Annotated in this window: 25 protein-coding genes; 4 read left to right on the forward strand and 21 right to left on the reverse strand. The window is 63.2% G+C overall.

Annotated features, from left to right (window positions below):
- Positions 1 to 26: 26 nt before the first annotated feature.
- The gene (locus EJC47_RS04455) at positions 27 to 806 is read left to right on the forward strand and encodes a sulfite exporter TauE/SafE family protein (protein WP_033964616.1); all 780 of its coding nucleotides are present in this window, start codon (positions 27 to 29) and stop codon (positions 804 to 806) included.
- Positions 807 to 813: 7 nt separating this feature from the next.
- Here the strand turns inward: EJC47_RS04455 and EJC47_RS04460 are convergent, their stop codons facing one another.
- Positions 814 to 1335, reverse strand: a complete 522-nt coding sequence (locus tag EJC47_RS04460; RefSeq protein WP_033964615.1) for a carboxymuconolactone decarboxylase family protein — start codon at positions 1333 to 1335, stop codon at positions 814 to 816.
- Positions 1336 to 1469: 134 nt separating this feature from the next.
- A complete protein-coding gene (locus EJC47_RS04465; RefSeq protein WP_010403117.1) occupies positions 1470 to 2012 on the reverse strand; it encodes a peroxiredoxin in 543 nt (180 codons plus the stop codon).
- Between the two features lie 143 nt (positions 2013 to 2155).
- Between EJC47_RS04465 and EJC47_RS04470 the strand changes: the two genes are divergently transcribed.
- Positions 2156 to 3055: a hydrogen peroxide-inducible genes activator gene (locus tag EJC47_RS04470; RefSeq protein WP_033964614.1), complete on the forward strand. Its 900-nt coding sequence runs from the start codon at positions 2156 to 2158 to the stop codon at positions 3053 to 3055.
- Positions 3056 to 3132: 77 nt separating this feature from the next.
- On the forward strand, positions 3133 to 3747 hold the full coding sequence (locus EJC47_RS04475; RefSeq protein ID WP_126845662.1) for a fasciclin domain-containing protein: 615 nt from the start codon (positions 3133 to 3135) through the stop codon (positions 3745 to 3747).
- On the opposite strand, the gene EJC47_RS04480 is transcribed toward EJC47_RS04475, so the two are convergent.
- From EJC47_RS04480 to pgsA, 3 genes are read right to left on the reverse strand one after another with little or no spacing between them, the layout of a single operon-like run.
- On the reverse strand, positions 3744 to 4178 hold the full coding sequence (locus EJC47_RS04480) for a molybdenum cofactor biosynthesis protein MoaE (protein ID WP_033964613.1): 435 nt from the start codon (positions 4176 to 4178) through the stop codon (positions 3744 to 3746). The two genes, EJC47_RS04475 and EJC47_RS04480, sit on opposite strands and share 4 nt — an antisense overlap.
- A complete protein-coding gene (locus EJC47_RS04485; protein WP_126845663.1) occupies positions 4175 to 4432 on the reverse strand; it encodes a MoaD/ThiS family protein in 258 nt (85 codons plus the stop codon). The genes EJC47_RS04480 and EJC47_RS04485 overlap by 4 nt, the downstream gene beginning before the upstream one ends.
- A 3-nt stretch (positions 4433 to 4435) precedes the next feature.
- A complete protein-coding gene (gene pgsA / locus EJC47_RS04490; protein WP_126845664.1) occupies positions 4436 to 5002 on the reverse strand; it encodes a CDP-diacylglycerol--glycerol-3-phosphate 3-phosphatidyltransferase in 567 nt (188 codons plus the stop codon).
- 123 nt (positions 5003 to 5125) lie between these two features.
- Between pgsA and EJC47_RS04495 the strand changes: the two genes are divergently transcribed.
- Positions 5126 to 6415, forward strand: a complete 1290-nt coding sequence (locus EJC47_RS04495) for an MFS transporter (protein WP_126845784.1) — start codon at positions 5126 to 5128, stop codon at positions 6413 to 6415.
- Positions 6416 to 6447: 32 nt separating this feature from the next.
- Here EJC47_RS04495 and EJC47_RS20965 read toward each other — a convergent pair whose 3' ends face one another.
- The 16 genes from EJC47_RS20965 to EJC47_RS04570 all read right to left on the reverse strand — a co-directional run bounded on the left by EJC47_RS20965 (position 6448) and on the right by EJC47_RS04570 (position 20730).
- Positions 6448 to 6615 carry a hypothetical protein gene (locus EJC47_RS20965; protein WP_156142994.1) on the reverse strand — a complete coding sequence of 56 codons (168 nt, stop codon included), beginning with the start codon at positions 6613 to 6615 and terminating at the stop codon, positions 6448 to 6450.
- A 108-nt stretch (positions 6616 to 6723) separates the two neighbouring features.
- Positions 6724 to 7050, reverse strand: a complete 327-nt coding sequence (locus tag EJC47_RS04500) for a PilZ domain-containing protein (protein WP_033964610.1) — start codon at positions 7048 to 7050, stop codon at positions 6724 to 6726.
- Positions 7051 to 7131: 81 nt separating this feature from the next.
- Complete coding sequence (rpmE, locus tag EJC47_RS04505) at positions 7132 to 7365, reverse strand: 50S ribosomal protein L31 (protein ID WP_033964609.1); 234 nt, start codon at positions 7363 to 7365, stop codon at positions 7132 to 7134.
- Positions 7366 to 7462: 97 nt separating this feature from the next.
- Entirely contained in the window at positions 7463 to 7945 is a 483-nt protein-coding gene (gene fabZ / locus EJC47_RS04510) for a 3-hydroxyacyl-ACP dehydratase FabZ (RefSeq protein ID WP_033964608.1), read from the reverse strand.
- Positions 7946 to 7953: 8 nt separating this feature from the next.
- Positions 7954 to 8673 carry an OmpH family outer membrane protein gene (locus tag EJC47_RS04515; protein ID WP_033964606.1) on the reverse strand — a complete coding sequence of 240 codons (720 nt, stop codon included), beginning with the start codon at positions 8671 to 8673 and terminating at the stop codon, positions 7954 to 7956.
- Positions 8673 to 11456: an outer membrane protein assembly factor BamA gene (bamA, locus tag EJC47_RS04520; RefSeq protein ID WP_185867560.1), complete on the reverse strand. Its 2784-nt coding sequence runs from the start codon at positions 11454 to 11456 to the stop codon at positions 8673 to 8675. The genes EJC47_RS04515 and bamA overlap by 1 nt, the downstream gene beginning before the upstream one ends.
- Before the next feature lie 76 nt (positions 11457 to 11532).
- Complete coding sequence (locus EJC47_RS04525; RefSeq protein WP_126845665.1) at positions 11533 to 12660, reverse strand: M50 family metallopeptidase; 1128 nt, start codon at positions 12658 to 12660, stop codon at positions 11533 to 11535.
- Complete coding sequence (locus tag EJC47_RS04530; RefSeq protein WP_033964603.1) at positions 12657 to 13850, reverse strand: 1-deoxy-D-xylulose-5-phosphate reductoisomerase; 1194 nt, start codon at positions 13848 to 13850, stop codon at positions 12657 to 12659. Before EJC47_RS04530 ends, EJC47_RS04525 begins: the two co-directional genes overlap by 4 nt.
- On the reverse strand, positions 13847 to 14647 hold the full coding sequence (locus EJC47_RS04535; RefSeq protein WP_033964601.1) for a phosphatidate cytidylyltransferase: 801 nt from the start codon (positions 14645 to 14647) through the stop codon (positions 13847 to 13849). Before EJC47_RS04535 ends, EJC47_RS04530 begins: the two co-directional genes overlap by 4 nt.
- A gap of 11 nt (positions 14648 to 14658) precedes the next feature.
- Positions 14659 to 15408, reverse strand: coding sequence for an isoprenyl transferase (locus EJC47_RS04540; protein ID WP_260591475.1), 750 nt, complete (start codon positions 15406 to 15408; stop codon positions 14659 to 14661).
- Positions 15405 to 15962, reverse strand: a complete 558-nt coding sequence (gene frr / locus EJC47_RS04545; RefSeq protein WP_033964599.1) for a ribosome recycling factor — start codon at positions 15960 to 15962, stop codon at positions 15405 to 15407. The genes EJC47_RS04540 and frr overlap by 4 nt, the downstream gene beginning before the upstream one ends.
- 3 nt (positions 15963 to 15965) lie before the next feature.
- Positions 15966 to 16694, reverse strand: a complete 729-nt coding sequence (gene pyrH, locus EJC47_RS04550) for a UMP kinase (RefSeq protein WP_126845666.1) — start codon at positions 16692 to 16694, stop codon at positions 15966 to 15968.
- Between the two features lie 176 nt (positions 16695 to 16870).
- Complete coding sequence (tsf, locus tag EJC47_RS04555; protein WP_033964595.1) at positions 16871 to 17806, reverse strand: translation elongation factor Ts; 936 nt, start codon at positions 17804 to 17806, stop codon at positions 16871 to 16873.
- Positions 17807 to 17891: 85 nt separating this feature from the next.
- Positions 17892 to 18734 (reverse strand): 30S ribosomal protein S2, encoded by an 843-nt coding sequence (gene rpsB / locus EJC47_RS04560; RefSeq protein ID WP_126845667.1) that lies wholly within the window; start codon positions 18732 to 18734, stop codon positions 17892 to 17894.
- Between the two features lie 414 nt (positions 18735 to 19148).
- Positions 19149 to 19964: a CDP-alcohol phosphatidyltransferase family protein gene (locus EJC47_RS04565; RefSeq protein WP_126845668.1), complete on the reverse strand. Its 816-nt coding sequence runs from the start codon at positions 19962 to 19964 to the stop codon at positions 19149 to 19151.
- 19 nt (positions 19965 to 19983) lie between these two features.
- Entirely contained in the window at positions 19984 to 20730 is a 747-nt protein-coding gene (locus tag EJC47_RS04570; protein WP_033964591.1) for a phosphatidylserine decarboxylase, read from the reverse strand.
- Between the last annotated feature and the right edge of the window lie 19 nt (positions 20731 to 20749).

Genomic DNA, 20749 nt, shown 5'->3' on the forward strand with positions numbered 1-20749 from the left:
TTGGGAAATTCCGCGAAAGTTCGCCGATGTTCGATCTCTCCTCATGGGATTTCACGGCGATCCTAGCCGTGATGCTGCCCTTCATTCTGGTCGGTTTTGCCGCACAGATGATCGATGGTGCGCTCGGAATGGCTTTCGGCATCATCAACAACACCTTGCTGGTGGTGTTTCTGGGCGTGCCCCCTGCCCTCGCTTCGGCCAGCGTCCATGCGGTCGAAACGTTCACCACCGCCGCATCGGGCGTAAGCCACATTCTGCATCGCAATGTCGATTGGCGGCTGTTCCGCCGACTGGTGATCCCAGGCGTGCTTGGCGGCATTCTGGGTGCCTATGTGCTGAGCACCATCGATGCATCGGTCGCGCGACCGTTCGTGATGGCCTATCTCGCGGCAATCGGGTTGTACCTGCTGTTTCGCGCCTATCGCGGCAAGGTCCACCCGCGCGAACCCAAGATCATTGAACCGCTCGGCTTTGCCGGCGGCTTTCTCGATGCGGCGGGCGGGGGTGGCTGGGGTCCAGTGGTGACCTCCAATTTGCTGGTGCAGGGGGCGCCGCCGCGCACCACCATCGGCACCGTCAACACCTCGGAATTTTTCCTGACCTCGACGATCTCGATAACCTTCATCACCACGATGGGGTGGAAGGCGTTCACGCTTCAGACGCTGGGCCTGCTGATCGGCGGGTTGCTGGCGGCCCCCTTTGGTGCTGTCATCGCCAAGCGCGTGCCGACGCGCCCGCTGATGGGGCTGATCGGCACGCTGCTGACCGCGACGAGCGCCTACTCGGTTTGGGCGGCGCTCGCCTGAACGACGTTTAATTGACGGCGGCGTGGACCGTCGCAACCGCTTTCATCACCGCACCGATCCGCACCGCGGTCTGGATCGCTTCGGCGGTGGCACCGGCCTTCTTGAGCACTTGCTCATGGCTGTCGATGCACATGCCGCAGCCGTTCATCGCGCTCACGGCAAGGCTGAACAGCTCGAAATCGACCTTGTCGATGCCCGGCGCACCGATCACATTCATGCGCAGCTTGGCCGGCATCGTCTGATATTCGGCATTCCCGGCGAGATGGGTGAAGCGATAATAGACGTTGTTCATCGCCATCACCGCCGCCGCCGCGCGCGCCGCATTCGCCGCTTCCGGGGTCAGCTTCGCGGCAACCTCGGCCTCGGTCACGTCGACCAGCGGCTTATAGCCGGTGGCGTGCGCGCAGGACAGGAACAGGCCATATTTTTGCTGGTCAGGCAAATGCGCCTCGTTGAGCAGCGAGCCGACGTTGAGACGAATATCCTTGGCGAAATCCGGGAGCGTCCCGGCGAAATCCTTAAGTGACATGATGTTTCTTTCTCGCTCCCCTCCCGCTTGCGGGAGGGGTTGGGGGAGGGCCTGACATAGAAAAGGGGCGCTCCGACCTACGGTACGCCCCTCCCCTAGCCCCTCCCGCAGAGCGGGAGGAGAATTTTACCGACTTACGCCGCGATCTTCAGGACGTCGTCGCCCTTGTTCCAGTTGCACGGGCACAGCTCGTCGGTCTGCAGTGCGTCGAGCACGCGCAGCGTTTCCGCCGGGTTGCGACCGACGTTCAGGCCGTTGACCTGCACCGCCTGGATGACGTTGTCGGGATCGATGATGAAGGTCGCGCGGAACGCGACATGCTCGTTCTTGTCGAGAATGCCGAGCTGCGACGCCAGCACGCCACCGTTATCCGCCAGCCAGGGGAAATCCGCCGCGGCCAGATCGGGATCGGACTTGCGCCAGGCGAGGTGAACGTGCGCGGTATCGGTCGACGCACCGATCAGCACCGCGTCACGATCTTCGAAATCGCCCTTCAGGCCCGCATAACCGACGATTTCGGTCGGGCAGACGAAGGTGAAATCCTTTGGCCAGTAGAACAGCACCTTCCACTTGCCTGGGAACGCGTCCTGGCTGAGCGTTTCACCGGCGGGAAGCGCGTTGACGCCCTGCTGAACGGGAACCGTGAAATCGGGGAGCTTATCGCCAATGGTCAACATATTCTGGGCCTCCTAAAAATGGGGCCTCTTCTGGCATCCTCCACCGCAGCGCTTCTGCACCGTCTGTTGCACAGGCTCATATAGGGCCTGTTTTTATCGATCCAATGGGTTATTTACACGCTTCTGATCGAGTGGAGCGATAAATGGCGACCTATTTGCCGACCCTGAAACAGTTGCAATATCTCGCTGCCCTGCAGGATCACGGGCATTTCGGGCGTGCCGCCGAGGCGTGTTTCGTGACACAGTCGACCTTGTCGGCGGGGATCCGCGAACTCGAAACCCTGATCGGGGTGACCCTGGTCGAGCGCACCCGCCGCGTCGTGCGCTTCACCCCGCTGGGCGACCGCATCGCCGACAAAGCGCGCCGCGTGCTGCGCGAAGCCGATGAACTGGGCGACATGGCGCGCGCTGCCGGACGCCCCTTATCGGGGGAGATGCGGATGAGCGTGATCCCGACGATCGCGCCGTTCATGCTTCCGCGCATCCTGCCGCGGTTGCGGCGCGACTATCCCGACCTCAAACTCTTCCTGCGCGAGGAACCCAGCGGTGCCGCCTGTGAGGGCCTCCATCACGGGCGTGCCGATTGCGTGTTGCTGGCGCTCCCGTTCGCGTGTGGCGAGGTGAGCGCGCAGGTGCTGTTCGAGGATCGCTTGTTCGTGGCAGGCCAGCCGGGCGAGATGGGCAATATCGCGCGTGCGATGCCCTCTGCGGAAATCGACGAGACACGGCTGTTGCTGCTCGAGGACGGGCATTGCCTTAAGGACCATGCGCTATCCGCTTGTGCCCGGCCGGAATTGCGAGCCGAGGCGACGATGATGGGCACGTCGCTCCACACGATCGTACAGATGATCGACAATGGGCTGGGGCTCACGATGTTGCCCGAAATGGCGCTGAAGGCCGGCATCCTCGATCATACCGGTTTGGTCTCGCGCCCGCTCGATGCCGCCAATCCGGCCCGAAAAATCGCACTGGTCTGGCGACGCGGTTCGCCGCGGGAGAAAGACTTTCAATTGCTGGCGACGGCGTTGGCGGAACCGGCTTGACGAAACTATTCGGCCGCTCGACCGTAGTTTGGGGGTGCCTCCTGTAACAGAGGCTCCCTGATCCAGTGGAGAAACTGATGACGTTCAAGACCAACCTGTATCTGGCAACCGTTGCTGGCGCACTCGCCTTCGGTGCTGCCGCCACCGCACAGACCGCGCCAGCCGCTCCGGCAGCGCCCGCAGCCCCGGCAGCAGCCCCCGCGCCGAACCCGACGGTCGGCGGGGCCGTAATGGATGCGACCAAGCCGATCGCTACGAACGCGGCCGCTGCCCCCAACCTCACCACGCTGGTGTCCGCAGTGAAGGCTGCAGGCCTTGCCACGACCCTGGCGGGCCCTGGCCCCTTCACCGTCTTCGCGCCGACGAACGATGCCTTCAGCCGCCTCGCGCCGGGCACGGTCGACACGCTGCTGAAGCCTGAGAACAAGGCCACGCTGGCCAAGGTGCTGACCTATCACGTCGTGCCGGGTACGCTGACGCTGACCGACATCCAGGCGAAGGTCACCGCTGGTGGTGGCAAGGCGGTATTGACCACGGTCGAAGGCGAACCGCTGACGATCGAGTTGATCGGTGGCGGCGTGCAGCTGACCGACGTCAACGGCAATAAGAGCTACATCGAAACCCCCGACGTCGCCCAGTCGAACGGCGTCGTGCATGTCGTCAACGGCGTACTGTCGCCCAAGCTCGGCTAAAGCGTCCACCGCGCGGCGGCGGCATCGTCGCTGCCGCGTGGTTCTACCCAACGGGTCTCGTCGCCGCGTGTTTCCTTTTTCCAAAAGGGCGCGTCGGTCTTCAAGCGATCGATCAGAAAGGCGCAAGCCTCCAGCGCGGGCGCGCGGTGCGGTGCCGCTGTGCCGACAAACACCACCACATCCCCCGGTGCCATCGCACCGACCCGGTGCGTGATCCGCGCATCGATCAGCGCCCAACGCTCACGCGCTTCGTCCACCAGCCTCTGCAGGGCCGCCTCGGTCGCCCCGGGATAATGTTCGAGTTCCAGCGTCGCGACGCCGTCATCGGCGCGGACGAGGCCCACGAAGGTGGCGATGCCCCCTGCCCCGGCGGCAGACAAGGCTGCGAATTGCTCGGCGGCGTCGATGCGGGCAGGATCGACGACGATCATCCGCCGGTCACCGGTGGGAAAATAGCAACTTCACGCGCCGACCCCAGCACCGCGTCCAGCGGCACGAACACCTGATCGACCGCGGCGCGCAAGCGCGCCGGGTCGGCGAAGGCCGCGCCGTGCACCGCGCTCCCGTTCGCCAGCCAGCCGATCAGATCGGCGACCGTCACGACGTCGCCTGGCGGGTCAACCATCTCGCCGCCACGTCCAATCCGTTCGCGTACCCACGCGAAATAGAGCATCTCGATCGCCACAGTTCAGTCCATATGCTTCAGGCCGACGCGCAGATAGTCCCAACCGGTGATCACCGTCAGCACCGCTGCGCCCCACAGGGTAACCAGGCCGACGTCCGCCACCCACGGGTAGAGCGGCACCGCGCCACCCAGAATCAACGCTCCCAGCGACACCATCTGCAGCGTGGTTTTCCATTTGGCGAGCCGCGACACCGGCACCGACACCTGCAATTGCGCGAGGAACTCGCGCAGGCCCGACACCGTGATTTCCCGCAGCAGGATGATCAGAGCGGCGATCTGATGCACGCCCTGGATAACCGCCGGATTGCCATCGCGGGTGCCCACCAGCAGCAGGATGACGGCCGCGACCATGATCTTGTCGGCGATCGGGTCAAGGAACACGCCGAGCTTCGACACCGTTCCGTTGGCCCGCGCGAGATACCCGTCGAAATAATCGGTGATGCCCATCAGGCAATACAGCACGAATCCCGCTGCATAGCCCTCCGCCCAGCCCGGCCACCACAGGAACCAGGCAAGCAGCGGCACCGCGACGATCCGCGACAGGGTGAGCAAGTTGGGTAAGGTCAGCACACACCCGCTCTACTCGCCCGATCCCGCGCGCGAAACCCCAACATGACAAGCGGGTTGCTGGCGCTAGCCCGGCTGGGCTATGGGCGGTCCTTATTTCGCGATATCGAGGCCTCGAAACACATCATGCTCAACGCGCTCGGCTTGCTGAAAGAGCGCCGATTTCTGCCCTTGTTCGTCACGCAGTTCCTTGGGGCGTTCAACGACAATCTGTTCAAGACGGTGATGGTTCAATTCGCCATTTACCGGATTTTCGCCGACCAACGGCTTGAGCAGAATTTCACGGCATTCGCGACCGCGCTTGGTATCCTGCCGTTTTTCTTGCTGTCCGCGCTTGCGGGGCAATTGGCTGACACGCACGACAAGGCCAAGATTATCCGGGTGGTGAAGACCGCCGAGATCGGCATCATGATCGTCGGGGCGAGCGGACTGATGATCGCCTGGGCGGGGTATACCACCGCCGGGCTGGTACTGATGCTGGCCGCAGTGCTGTTCCTCGGCGTGCACTCGGCGTTTTTCGGTCCGATCAAATACGCGATTCTGCCGCAGCATCTGCATGAGGATGAAGTGCTGGGCGGCACTGGTCTGGTCGAATCGGGCACCTATCTCGCGATCCTGATCGGCACCGTGCTCGGCGGGTTCATCGCCGTGCAGCATGCCGCGATCGTGGTACTGGTGGTCGCAGCGGTCGGCTGGATCGCATCGCTGCAAATCCCGCCCGCACTGCGCGAAGGCCGCGAACTGGTGGTGAGCTACAATCCCTTCACGTCGTCGTGGCGCTTGATTTCCGCGACGATGCACATCCGCCGCCTGTTCCTCGCTATCTGCGCGATCAGCTTCTTCTGGACGATGGGGGCAGTGCTCATCATCATCTTCCAGCCGCTCGCCAAGAATGTGCTGACGGCCGACAAACATGTCCTGACGCTGATGATCGCGCTGTTTTCGATTGGTGTCGCGGTCGGATCGGTGCTGATCAACGCGCTGCTGAAAGGCCACACCTCGGCGAAATATGCCCCTGCCTCGGTGCTGGCGATGGGCGCGTTTATCGTCGCTTTCTCGTTCCTCTGCCGCGACTGGCCCGCCGCACCGCACGGCACGCTGTACGACGTGATGACCTTTATCGAGATTCCCCGCGCTGTGCTGGTGATTGTGGCACTGATGGGAATTGCGGTGACCGGCGGCATGTTCGTCGTTCCGCTTTACGCCTTCCTCACCACCACGGTGACCAAGGATCAAACCGCCCGCACCGTCGCCGCCAACAATGTCGTCAATGCCGGCGCGATGACCATCGGTGCGGTGGCGGTGCAGGGACTGGCGGTCGCCGGGCTATCGCCCGAAAACATGCTGCTGATCGTGGCGGCGATGTGTCCTGTATCGGCGTGGCTGGCGCAAAAGCTGCACCTCGCCTGCGACTGACGACCCAGCTCAAACGGCGGCGACTCGCCGCTTCAGAAAATGAACGTGTAGAAGCACACGAAGAAGGCTGTGAAGCTGAGCGCGAACAGTCTGATGTCGCCCTCATCGCGGACCCGCGCGCGCTCTACCCGCCCGGTTACGACGGAGCGGCGGAACGGGTGACGGGCGCTGGGCGCGGCGAGCGAGAGGGTCCGTTGCATGGCAACAGGTTAACGCCGCGTTTACGATTTCGACCAGTGCTTCTTTTGGTTAGCGGCGTCTAAATGCGGGACACCCGCGCAACGCGGCACCGCCCAGCCGTGAGCGGCTCAGACAAATTCGACGTTCGCGCCGGTCAATGCTGCAAAAGTGGTGTCGTCGAGCGGTTCCTGGAACTGGCAACCGGCTTCGAAATCATCGGCCCACACGATCGTGGCGATGACTTGCCCGATACGCGGCAAGGTCAGCCAGATCCTGGCACCCTTTTTCATCGGGGAATATGTGTGCAATTTGGCACCATGCAGCGACACGTTGGTCACCTTGCACAGCGCGCGATCGAATCCGCCACGACCCAGCTTTGCGTCAAGCGAGATCGGCGCACGCGGACTGCGGCGGCGATCGGTCTGGACGACAGGTTCGAATTCGGCGGCAATCATTTAACGTCCCTCCCCGCGAAAACCGCGAGGAGGGAAGAGTAGGCGACTATCGCTAATGCGTCGTTAACGACGCGAAGAAGCTTACTTCTTGCCGATCGACGACATCGCGCCGAAACGCTTGTTGAAGCGCGCAACCTGGCCGCCCGAATCGAGCATCGTGCCGCGACCACCGGTCCAGGCCGGATGCGCGAGCGGATCGATGTCGAGCGTCATCAGATCGCCTTCCTTGCCCCAGGTCGTGCGGGTCTGGAACTGCGTGCCGTCGGTCATCTGCACCGTGATGGTGTGATAATCGGGGTGAATGCCTTTTTTCACGTCGTAAATCTCCGAAAGGCCGCTGGTTACCGACCAGCAGCGAAGGCGCGGGCCCTATCAGAGCCCGCGCCGTGTAGCAATGCGTCTTGTGCGGCCGTTATGCCTTGGGCGGGTCGGCGATCATCGCGGTGAAGTTCGCCTCGGCCGCCAATTGCCCGTCGATCGTCGCGCGCCCGGCGAATTTGCACACGCTGGAACGCTTCTGGACGAATTCGACCTCGAGCTTGAGCAGCACGCCGGGTTCGACCGGCTTGCGGAACTTCGCCCCGTCGATCGCCATGAAATAGACGAGCTTGCCCGAGCCCGCGAGCCCCAGCGACTCGACCGCGAGAATCCCCGCAGCCTGCGCCATCGCCTCGACGATCAGCACGCCGGGCATGATCGGTCGTCCCGGGAAATGCCCCTGGAAGAACTGCTCGTTGATCGTCACTGCCTTGATCGCGGTGATCGACCGGTCGAGGATAAGATCCTCGACACGGTCGACCAACAGCATCGGGTAGCGATGCGGCAATGCCGCCATCACTCGCCCAATGTCGAGCGGGCCGATTGCGCCCCGCCCTGTTTCGTCTGCATCCGCCATCGTGTCGCTCAGCGGCCCTGCGGTGCCTTGCCGGTCGGTGCCGGCGCGGCGGCCGCAGCGCGGCGTGCCTGGATCGCGGCGGCATATTGCTGTTGTTGCAGATATTGCTGGAGGAGCTGCTGGGTCTGCTGGCTCGGCTGCCACCCGGCCGGCGGCGTGATCGGAACCGACGGGTTGGTACGGTCGAGTTCAGCCTTGATGTCGTCGGTCACGTCGACGGCGGGCGTGCTGAACTGCACCGTGTTAGCCGACAGCAACAGGCTGATCTTCTTGGCGGTCACGACCGCGTTCATCGCAGCCGAATATTTCTGCGAGATCTGCTCGATCGCGTAGGCCTGCGCGAGGATCGCCGGGCCGCGCAGACGGGCGAGATCGGTCTGGGCCGATTTCTGCGCCGCTTCGATCTTGGCCAGTGCCGGGTTCTTCGCGGCTTCGGCGGCGGCGATTTCAGCGTCGTCGAGCTTCTTGTCCTTGTTGAGGTCAAGCGGCGCGTACAGCGTGTTCAACTCGGTCTGCAAAGCCTGCTGGCGAGCATTGGCCTGGTCGAGCTGTGCCTTGTAGGTCGTCGCGATCGAGGTGTTGGCGGCATCGAGTGCCTTGGCGGTGAGGATCACGGTTTCCGGATCGGCGATCGCTACGCCAGAAACCTGCGCCTGTGCAGAGCCCGCCGCAACGAGCGTCGGCGCGATCAGCGCGCAGCCGAGCATGAGCTTTTGATACATTTTCATCAGAACTGTGTCCCTACGTTGAAAGTAATGAGTTTGGAGTCGTCGCTCTTGTCCTTGAGGACAGCGTAAGCAAGATCGATGCGCAGCGGCCCGAACGGCGAGTTCCAGTTGACGCCCGCGCCAACCGAGATGCGCGGACGCGCCGAGTTGCCGCCGAAGACTTCTTTGAACGGAGCCTGTGTGGTCGTGTAGGGCGTATTGGTCGATGTGCCGACGCACGTGCCGCCGATCGTCGCAGAATAGCCGGTCTGACACGTCGTGGTTGCCCCGGGATTGGTCGCATCGGTCGCCGGCACCGTGTAATAAGGCTGGCCGTTGGTCGCATAGACCGGCGAGATCAACGGCTGGTACGTTACCCGCCCCGTGACCGGGTCCACTGTTGTCGGAAACTGGCTGCCCGACAAAACCGGCGATGTGATGCCGAACAACGCACCGGCCTGCACATAGATGGACGGCCGCAACCCGAGCTCACGCGCGCCCGCGCCGAGCGGGATCTCGATTTCGAATTTGCCGAGATAATAAGCCCGGCCACCCAATGCGTCGTCGACGAACTGGGTACGGTCGGTCACCAGCGTCTGGTTGCCGGACGCATCGGTCGTATAGCCGATGCGCTGGACGCGCGGCCCAACGCCGCGAATGTCGAAGCCACGGAAATCCGGCTCGCCCAGGTAGAAGCGATCGGTAATGCGGACATTGTCGATCCCAACGCCACGGCTCTTCTCCAGCGAATGGATGTAACCACCCTCGGCATTGAGCGACCCGATGAACCCCGCACCAATGTTGAAGAATTTCGATCCTTCAATCTTCGAGCGAATATATTTCACATCGCCGCCAAGCCCTGCGAAATCCTGGCTGAAGATGAAGCGCTGGCCGGCAGTCGGGCGCAGTCGGCTGTTGAGGCTGTCGAACACCAGCGAATAGCCGATCGACGACGTCCAGCGATTACCGATCGCGTCGCACAAATATCGGCCGGCAAGCAGCGGCTCGCAGGTGTCCCCCGGAGAATTGCCGCGAATGCCGTCGTTATTCGAGTCGCTGAAATAGGTGCTCTTGTCGAGGCCGACTTCGTCATAGCTTAGGCCATAACGCCCGGCGAGCTGCCAATATTCGGTCAACGGAACACCGGCACGGACCTGGAAGCCAGTCGACACCTGCGTGTAGGTGGTCTGCCGCGTATTCCCGAGATAGTTGAAGGCGTTGTAATCGCGCCGGAAAATGTCGCCGCCGATCGCGATATTCTTGTTGAACAGATAGGGCTCGGTAAAGCCCAGCTCAACCGACTTGGAATAGGTCGAATAATTGACGCTGGCGCGCAACTCCTGGCCCTTGCCGCGGAAATTGCGTTGTTTGATCGACGCCTGAATGATGAACTGTTCAAGGCTGGAATAGCCTGCCGACAGCGACAATTCGCCCGTGGATTTCTCTTCGACATCGGCCGTCAAAACCACACGGTCGGGGGCCGACCCCTGCGTCTGCTTGATCTCGAACTTGTCCTGGAAGAAACCGAGCGAGTTGATGCGGTCCTGCGAACGCTTGACCTGGAAGCTGTTGAACGCGTCGCCTTCCGACAGGCGGATTTCGCGACGGATGATCTTGTCCTGAGTCTGCGTGTTGCCGTTGATTTCGACGCGCTCGACATAGGTGCGCTTGGCTTCGGCGATGTGGAAATTGATCCCCATCGTCAGCGTGTCCTTGTCACGCTGGAAGTCCGGATTCACTTCGGTGAAAGCGTAACCGAACAGGCCCGCCGCCTCGCTAAGCGAATCGACCGAGGTCTCGACCTTCTTGGCGTTGTACCAGTCGCCCTTCTTGATCCCGAGGTTCGCCGCGAGCCGCTTGTTGTCGAAATCGCGAATGTCGCTGTCGACGGTCACGTCACCGAATTTGTAGCGCTTCCCCTCTTCCACCACATAAGTGATGATGAAGTCCTTCTTGTCCGGGGTCAGCTCGGCAACGGCGGAAGTGACGCGGAAGTCGGCATAGCCTTCGGTCAGATAGAATTGGCGCAGCTTCTGCTGGTCATAGGCCAGGCGATCCTGGTCATAGCTGGTGTTCGAGCTGAGCAGCGTCGTCAGGCGCGCTTGCTTGGTCGCCATCTGCTCGCGCAGCTTGCTGTCGGAAAACACTTCGTTGCCGAGGATGTTGATCTGGCGGACCTTCGACTTCGGCCCCTCGGTCACCTCGAAGATGACATCGACGCGGTTCTGGTCGAGCGACACCATCTTGGGATCGACGACTGCGGCAAAGCGCCCCTGGCGGCGATACAGTTCGATGATGCGCGCCACGTCCTGACGCACGGCGGTGCGGGTGAAGATCTGGCGGGGGGCGAGTTTCACCTCCTTCTTGATCTTGTCTTCCTTCAGCCGCTTATTGCCCTCGAAGATGACGCGGTTGATGATCGGGTTTTCGCGCACGCGCAGCACGATGTCGCCGGTCTCGGCACCGCCGATCGTCACATCGGCGAACAGGTCGCTGGCGTAGAGATCCTTGATCGCCTGATCGAGCGTCTCGTTGGTGAAGACCTGACCGGTGCGCAGCTTGGTGTAAGACAGCACCGTCTCGGGTTCGAGACGCTGCGAACCTTCGACCCGGATCGCCTTGATCGTGCGGGTGACCGGTGCGACGACCTGCGCTGGTGCAGGTGCCGGTGCCGGCTGCGGTGTCGCCGCGGGTTGGCCCGTCGTCTGCGCGACCGCAACGGTCGGCACGCCGGTGAGCATCGTGCCTGCGAGCAACACGGCGGTGGCCCGTGCGCCGTATTTGGAAACCTTGATTGCTGTCACATCCCACCCCAAATCGGAGAAAATTCCGCGTGGCCGAAAACTCGTCGGCCCGCCCTGCCTCACCTGCGTCAACCGATCAAGAGCCGGTCAGGGCCTTCCACAGGCCGAAAGCGCCGAGATCGTTAAACGTTACCATCACCATCAAGGCGAGAATCGCCGCCAATCCTGCACGAAACGCCCATTCCTGCACATTCGGCGCGACCGGCCTGCGCCGGATCGCCTCGATTGCGTAGAAAAACAAATGGCCGCCGTCCAACAGAGGGACTGGCAAGAGGTTGATGAATCCCAGATTAATCGACACACCGGCGATGAAATAGATCAACACCGGCCAGCCCAGCGAGAATTGCTCGCCCGACACTTTGGCGATGCGGAGCGGCCCTCCAAGTTCGTCGGTTGAGCGGCGCCCGCTAAGGATTTGGCCCAATCCTTCGACCGTGGACCGCAGGATTCTGCCGGTCATTTCGACGCCGACCACCGGTGCTTCGAACAGGCCCACCCGATGCGGCACCGGGGTGGTCGGCGATATGCCGAGCAGCCCTTTTTTGAAGGTGTTGCCAAAACTGTCGCGCTGCACGGCGGTACCCAGGACGCCAACGCGCCGAATCCGGCTTCCCGCGTGCTCATATTCGACCACCACCGGGTAACCGGGCCGTAACACCGCGAATTCGTAGACATCTTCGAAAGTGTTGATCGCGCGCCCATCGATCGCGGTGATTCGATCACCGGTCTGCAAGCCGATCGCTGCCGCCGTGCTGCCGGGGCTGACGCCGCCGACGATGGAGGGGGTACGATCGACACCATAGGCCATCGCGAACGCCGCCAGAATCACAACCGCGACAACGAAATTGGTGATCGGTCCCGCTGCCACGACGATCGCGCGCTGCCACACCGGACGCCCTTGCAACGTGCGTGCGCGCTCCTCGGCAGGCAATTCCAGCCATGCCGGGTCGGGCGTGCTGGCGGCGTTGAGATCGCCCGCAAACTTCACATAGCCGCCGAGCGGCAGCACGCTGAACTTCCAGCGAGTCCCGCGTCGGTCGGTCCAGCCGAACAGCTCGCGCCCGAAACCGATCGAAAAGGCATCGATCTTCACGCCGAACACCCGCCCAGCCAGATAATGCCCCATCTCATGCAGGAAGACGAGCGGGCCGATCACCAGCGCAAAGCCGACAAGGGTGACCAGCAGTCCGGGAGAATGGCTCAAGCGACGATATCCTTCACATTCGTCCCTCTTAACGCCCCGCCACGAACCGCAATCTGCCTGCGCGCCATGCTGCGCGCTTCGGCATCGACCGCCAGAACATCATCCACGCTTTCCGGTGCGGCCGGATCATATGCCGACAGGGTATCTTCGACGATTGCGGCAATTTCGAGGAAGCCGATCTCCCGGTCGAGAAAGGCCGCGACCGCCACCTCGTTCGCCGCATTCAGGATCGCGGGGCGTGCGCCCCCTGCGTCGAGTGCCGCCCGCGTCAGCCGGATCGCGGGGAAACGCTCAGCATCGGGTGCCTCGAAATCGAGCCGCCCGATTGCAACGAGATCGAGCGGAGCCATCGGCGTCGCCATGCGATCGGGCCAGGCGAGGCAGTGCGCGATCGGCGTGCGCATGTCGGGCGGACCCATCTGCGCCAGCACCGAGCCATCGACATAATCGACCAGCGAATGGATCACCGATTGCGGATGAATGACGATTTCGATTGAATCATGCGGCACCGGGAACAACCGCGCCGCCTCGATCAACTCCAGCCCCTTGTTGAACAAGGTGGCCGAATCGATCGAAATCTTCGCGCCCATCGACCAGTTCGGATGCGCGACCGCCTGTTCGGGGGTGACGGTGCGCATCGCCTCGGTCGTCCAGGTACGGAACGGACCGCCGCTACAGGTCAGGATGATGCGGCGCACGCGCTCGGGCCGTGCGGCATCGAAGCATTGGAAGATCGCGTTGTGCTCGGAATCGGCTGGCAGCAAGGTCGCGCCATGCCGGGCCGCCGCCGCCAGCACGACATCGCCCGCCGAGACCAACGGTTCCTTATTGGCGAGGATCACGGTCTTGCCGCCCGCAATCGCCGCCATCACCGGCTCCAGCCCGATACAGCCGACGATCGCGCCCATCGTGATATCGGCCCCAAGGCTGGCCGCCTCGACCACAGCCGAGCGTCCGCCCGCAGTGCCGATGTTGGTGCCTGCCAGCGCCGCCCGCAGATCGGGCAGGCAAGCCTCGTCCGCCACCACGGCCAGCTTCGCGCGCGTGCGGATCGCCGCCGCCGCCAGTCCCGCAACATCGCGATTGGCGGTCAGCGCCAGAACCTCGAACCGGTCCGGCTCGCGCTCGACCAGGTCGAGCGTCGAGGTGCCGATCGAGCCCGTTGCCCCAAGGATCGTTATCGTCTTCACCACCAATATACCTTCGGTAACAGCACCAGCAACGCAGCGACCGGCGCGACCGGCACCAGCCCGTCAAGGCGGTCCAACACCCCGCCATGCCCGGGCAGCAGCGAGCCGCTATCCTTCACCCCTGCCCGCCGCTTCAGCCAGCTTTCGTAAAAGTCCCCGGCCTGCGCCAACACTGCCAGCACCGGCGTCGCCAGCGTCATGCGCACCGGCAAGCCATAGCGATAATGCAGGAACGCGGCGAACAGGCCCGCCGCCAAAACGCCACCGCCCAGCCCGGCCCAGGTCTTGTTCGGGCTGATGGCCGGCGCAATCTTCGCCCCGCCTATAACGCGACCCGCCGCATAGGCACCGATGTCGCATGCCCACACCAACGCCAGCGCCCACAGCGTAAAGAGAATACCCTCATCTTGCCGCCGGATCACCAGCAAGGCCATGATCGGCAGCCCGACATAGAAGATGCCCTGCGCCAGCCCGCGCCGCCCGGTCACGATCACCACGAAGAAGCCCGCGCCGATTAGCAAGCCGAGCGTGAGAAACCCCGCTCCCGCACCAATTACGGGGGCCATAATCGCAAGCGGCACCGACAACGCATATTGCGCAAGCCGCTTGGTCTCGTTCGGCGCGGACTGCAGTCCCGCCCATTCCCCCATCATGACGATGCCGAGCACCACGCAAAGTAGCCAGAATGCGATCCCGCCCAATACAACGCCGGTCAATGCGACCGCGACCAGCGCGATCCCGACGATGATGCGCAGCGTCAGATTGGACGGGCCACGCGGCTCGGCAAGCGGCGTCACGGGAGGTGGCGTCACAGGCCCCCGAACCGACGCTGCCGCTGTCCGAAGGTTTCGACCGCAGCAGCCAGCGTATCTGCGTCAAAATCGGGCCACAGCGTATCGACGAACAGCAATTCGGCATAGGCCGCTTGCCACAACAGGAAGTTGGACAAACGGACCTCACCGGAGGTGCGAATCAACAGATCCAGCGGCGGCAGGTCGCGCGTGTCGAGCTCGTCCTCGAACACGGCTTCGTCGATCGTCGTCGGATCGAGCGTGCCTGCTTGCGCGCGTTCCGCAAGCCGCCGCGCGGCCGCCGCAATCTCCGCTTGCGCGCCGTAATTGAGCGCGATCACCAGGATCGGCCCGGTGTTGACTGCGGTACGCGCGACTGCGGTGTCGATCAGTTCGACCAGATCGGGGGTGAACCGGCGATAATCGCCAATCACCCGCAGTTGCACATTGTCGCGCACCATCTCATCAAGGTCATTGCGGATGAACAGCCGCAGCAACCCCATCAGGTCACTGACTTCGCTCTCCGGGCGTCGCCAGTTCTCGCTCGAAAAGGCATAGAGCGTCAGCGCCTCAATCCCCATCGCGCGCGCAGCACGCGAGATACGACGCACCGCTTCGACGCCTTGCCGATGGCCAGCGACCCGCGGCAAATGGCGTTTCTTGGCCCAGCGCCCATTGCCATCCATGATGATCGCGACATGGCGCGGCAACACCCCCGCGCCCTTGCCGGTCACCAACTCGGGAGCAGAGGCGGCAAATGGCCTCACTTGCCCAAAATTTCCTTTTCCTTGGCGCTCGCCGCCGCATCGATTTCGCCAATCGTCTTGTCGGTCAGCTTCTGCACTTCGGTTTCGAGCTTCTTGCGCTCGTCCTCGCCGAACAGGCCCTTCTTTTCATCGACCTTGAGCGAATCCATGCCGTCACGACGCACATTGCGCGCGGCGATGCGCGCATCCTCGGCATATTTACCCGCGAGCTTGGCCAACTCCTTGCGGCGCTCCTCGGTCAGATCGGGAATCGGCAAGCGCAGGGTGGTGCCATCGACGATCGGGTTGAGCCCGAGCCCGGCCGAGCGAATCGCCTTGTCGCACGGGCCGACATTGGACTTGTCCCACACCTGTACCGACAGCATCCGCGGCTCGGGTGCCGACACGGTCGCCACCTGATTGAGCGGCATTTGCGCGCCGTAGACCTCGACGGTGACGGGATCGAGCAGCGAGGTCGATGCGCGTCCGGTGCGCAGACCGGCGAGATCGCCCTTCAACGATTCGACACTGCCCGCCATGCGGCGTTCGAGATCGGCCTTGTCATAAGCGGCCATGACTTAATCTCCTGCTGTGGTTTGAACGACCGTCGACACGCCTTCACCGCGCAGAACCGCAGCAAGATTGCCGGGCTGACGGATGTTGAAGACGACGATCGGGATTTTGTTGTCGCGGCAAAGCGCGATCGCGCTCGCGTCCATCACCTTGAGATCCTGCGCGAGCACAGTGCCGTAACTCACGGTTTCAAAACGCTTGGCGGTCGGGACCAATTTCGGGTCGGCATCATAGACGCCGTCGACCGACGTGCCCTTGAACAGGGCGTCGCACTTCATCTCGGCGGCGCGCAACGCGGCCCCGCTATCGGTGGTGAAGAACGGGCTGCCGACGCCCGCTGCAAAAATCACGATCCGACCCTTTTCGAGATGGCGCTCGGCGCGGCGGCGGATGAAGGGTTCACACACCGACGCCATGGGGATCGCCGATTGCACGCGCGTCTCGACGCCGATCTTTTCCAGCGCGTTCTGCACGGCGAGCGCGTTCATCACGGTCGCCAGCATCCCCATATAATCGCCGGTGGCGCGGTCCATGCCGCGCGCCGCGCCGGAAATACCCCGGAAGATGTTACCCCCGCCGACGACGACGCAGAGTTCATACCCCTGGTGCTTCACATCGGCGATTTCGGCGGTCACACGGGCAATGACGTCAGGGTCGATCGAAAGGCCACCGGCCCCCATCAGGACCTCGCCCGACAATTTCAGCAAAATACGTTTAAAGTGCGGGGTGGTCACGGCATTCCAGACTGCAAAGGGTCATGATCGCCCTGGGGGCGGTGCGGCGCGGACCTTATCGGGCACGCACTGCGATTGGAAGCGCGGAAACCGTGCAGATCGAATACACGAAGGGCCGCACCTCACCGGCACGGCCCTTCGGCATTTGCGGCCTCGCGCGCGAGCGGGGCCGAGTGTTATGCAGTCGCCTGCGGCACACCCGAAGCGGCCGCGACTTCCGCCGCGAAATCGCTCGTTTCCTTCTCGATGCCCTCGCCGAGCTGGAAGCGGACATAGTCCTTGAGCACGATCGCGGTGCCGGCTGCCTTGGCGGCATTGGCAACGACGTCCGAGATCTTGGTCTTGCCGTCCATCACCAGCAGCTGGCTGACGAGCGCGTTTTCCTTGCGATACTTGGCGATCGCACCCTCGACCATCTTAGCGACGATGTCGGCGGGCTTGCCGCTTTCCGCTGCCTTTTCGGTCGCGATCGCGCGCTCACGCTCGACGATCTCGGGGTCGAGGCCATCTTCGTTCAGCGCCAGCGGGAAGGCTGCTGCGATGTGCATGGCGATCTGCTTGCCGAGCGGCTCGAGCACGTCCTTGCCCGCTTCGCTCTCCAGCGCGACGAGCACGCCGATCTTGCCGAGGCCGGGGGCCGCTGCGTTGTGGATGTAGGGAACAACCGCGCCAGCCGACACTTCGAGGCGCTTGGCGCGACGCAGGTTCTGGTTCTCGCCGATCGTGGCGATGTTGTTGGTCAGGATTTCCTCGACCGTCTTGGCACCCAGCGGGGCGGCCTTGATCGTCGCGATATCGTCACCCAGTTCGAGCGCGACCGAAGTCACGTCGCGAACGAAGGTTTGGAACTGCTCGTTCTTGGCGACGAAATCCGTCTCCGAGTTCACTTCGACCGCAGCACCCTTGGTGCCCGATACTTCGACGCCGATCAGGCCCTCGGCCGCAGTACGGCTGGACTTCTTGGCGGCCGCGGCGAGGCCCTTGGCGCGCAGCCAGTCCATCGCCACCGTCATGTCGCCATTGGCTTCGGTCAGCGCCTTCTTGCAATCCATCATGCCCGCGCCGCTCTTTTCGCGCAGGTCCTTTACCGCAGCTGCCGTGATCTCGGCCATGTCGTTGGTCCTTATCTCAGTAGAATATGGTTTTGGACGGGATAGAGCCGCGCCCTACCCCGTCCGTATGTCAGTTCTGCGACGCTTACGCGTCGATCTGGCGCTCGGTTTCCGCAGCCAGCTCGGCCTGCAGAGCCGCGTCGGTTGCCGGCGTAATGTCGGCGGCCGCAGCCGGAGCAACGCTCAGCGCTTCCTCGGCGGGCGGAGCTTCCATCGAACCGATGTCCTGGCGACGCGACAGCTGCTCATGGCCACCGCGGGTCGCGGCGATCGCAATCGCTTCGCAATACAGGCGGATGGCGCGGCTGGCGTCGTCATTGGCCGGAACCGGGAAGGCGATGCCGTCGGGCGAAACGTTCGAATCGAGGATCGCGACGACCGGGATCCCCAGCGTGTTGGCTTCCTTGATCGCCAGCTCTTCCTTGTTGGCGTCGATCACGAACATCACGTCGGGAATGCCGCCCATGTCGCGGATGCCGCCGAGCGACAGCTCGAGCTTGTCCTTCTCACGGGTAAGCTGCAGCACTTCCTTCTTGGTCAGGCCGTGCGTGTCGCCCGAAAGCTGCTCTTCCAGCGTCTTGAGGCGCTTGATCGAACCCGAAATGGTCTTCCAGTTGGTGAGCATGCCGCCCAGCCAACGATGGTTGACGAAATGCTGGCCCGAACGACGGGCTGCTTCTGCAACGGGCTCCTGCGCCTGGCGCTTGGTGCCGACGAACAGCACCTTGCCGCCAGCGGCGGTCGACGCTGCGACGAATTCGAGCGCGCGCGCGAACAGCGGAACGGTCTGCGAGAGATCGAGAATGTGGACGCCGTTGCGGTCGCCAAAGATGTAGGGCTTCATCTTCGGATTCCAGCGGTGCGTCTGGTGGCCGAAATGCGCGCCCGTTTCGAGCAATTGCTGCATGGAGACGACAGGTGCCGCCATAAGGTAGTTCCTTTCCGGTTGATCCTCTGGGAAGCGAGTAATCCGGACAGGCGAACCTGCTCGGACACCGGTGATGTGTGCTTCCCATGCGGTGTGAAGGCGCGCCCTTTATCCGAGACGCTCCGGCAAATCAAGTCCGGCAATGCGCTTGACGACGGAACGCAATGAGAACATAACGGGTCTCAGAGCGGAACGTGGAACGGAACACGGCCCGTGAATGTTGCGACTTTGTGACTCTTCACCGTGAATGAAGGAGTTGAACGATGGCCGTTGTGAGTTTTCTGGTGTTCGCGAGTGCCTTCGCCGCGAGCCTTGCTGTTTTCTACCTGACCCTGGCACCTGCGCTGCCGCGGATCGTCGCGATCTTGCGCGATGGAGCCGACCCTCTCGCTGCTCTCCAAACGCAGGTAACGGTCAGAGAGCCGCGTCTGCGGGTGCGGGGGACGACCGCCCCAGCGCTGGCACGGACGCCGCTGCGCGCAGCCGCTTGACCCGGGCATAGGCGACGATGCTGAACGGCAATGTCGCGAGATATGCGACGCACAGGAAGCTGAGCGTGTGCCAGGGAGCGGAGATGAGCGCTGCCCCCAGTAGAACCACCACCGCAATTGCTTCGAAGCGGATATTGTTGCGCAAACGCAGCGAAGACCAACTGAAGGTCGCGACGCTCGACACCATCAACGCTGCCATCAGCGCGACCCAGGGCGCTACGATCAGCGGCGAACGCCACCAGTCGAGACCGGTCCAGAACCACAAATAAAGGGGTAGCATCGCCAGCCCGGCACCGACCGGAGAGGGCGCGCCAGTCAAAAAACCTGCGGATTTATGCGGTTGCTCCACCACGTCGATCGCTGCGTTGAACCGGGCGAGACGCAGCGCGCAGAACACCGCGAACACCAGCGCGCACAGCCAGCCGACGCGGGGCAGATCCTTCAGCGACCACAAATAGAGGATCAGCGCGGGCGATACGCCGAACGAAATGGCATCCGACAGCGAATCGAGCTCGGCCCCAAAGCGGCTCTCGCCGCGCACCATGCGCGCGATCCGCCCGTCGATCCCGTCGAGCACGCTGGCGATCATCACCATCACGACTGCGGTTTCCCACTGACCGGCAATCGCGAAGCGAATGCCGGTCAGGCCGGAACACAAAGCAAGCGCGGTAACGGCGTTGGGCGCGACCGCGCGCAGTGGCAGCCCCCGTGCCGCGCCGCGCCGATACGGAGACCTCATGCGATGACAATCCGTCGCATCACTGCGCGATCCCGGCCGCCATAGTGCCGCCTACGCGGCCAAGGATCGTTTCGCCCGCTACGCTCCGCTGGCCAAGCACAACCTGGCACGCGCAATCATCGGGCAGATAGACGTCAACCCGGCTGCCGAAGCGAATCAAACCGATGCGCTGCCCCGCCGCGACCATGTCGCCCGGCTTGACGAACGGCACGATCCGACGCGCGAGCAGGCCAGCAATTTGCGTAAAACCAATGCGCCGCACGGTGCCATCCGCAGCCGGTCGGCCTTCGACGACGATATGCTGACGCTCATTGTCCTCGCTTGCTTTGTCGAGCTCGGCATTCACGAACTTGCCCGAGATATAGACAACCTGCTTCACCGTTCCCGCGATCGGCGTGCGGTTGATATGGACGTCGAACACCGACATGAACACCGACACGCGCACCAGCGGCGCATCGCCCAGGCCATTCGGGCCGGCCAGTTCGCGCGGCACCGGTACGCGCTGAATCATCGAAATCAGCCCGTCGGCAGGAGATACGATCAGCCCCTCGCCGCTCGGCGTTACGCGTACCGGATCGCGAAAGAACAAGGCGACCCATAAGGTGATGCCGATCAACGGCCACGCTACGAACCAGCCGAACCAGACCAATGCGACCAGCGCGATCACCCCGGCGATGGCGACATATTTGCGCCCTTCCGGGTGCAGATCGGGGATGCGCCATTTCACGGCTTCGGCGGACGGATTTGGTGTTTCGGGAGGAAGCATCCCCCTTCCCTACCCCACA

The sequence above is a fragment of the Sphingomonas sp. TF3 genome, assembly GCF_003985085.1.
In the GTDB taxonomy this organism is placed as follows: Bacteria; Pseudomonadota; Alphaproteobacteria; order Sphingomonadales; family Sphingomonadaceae; genus Sphingomonas.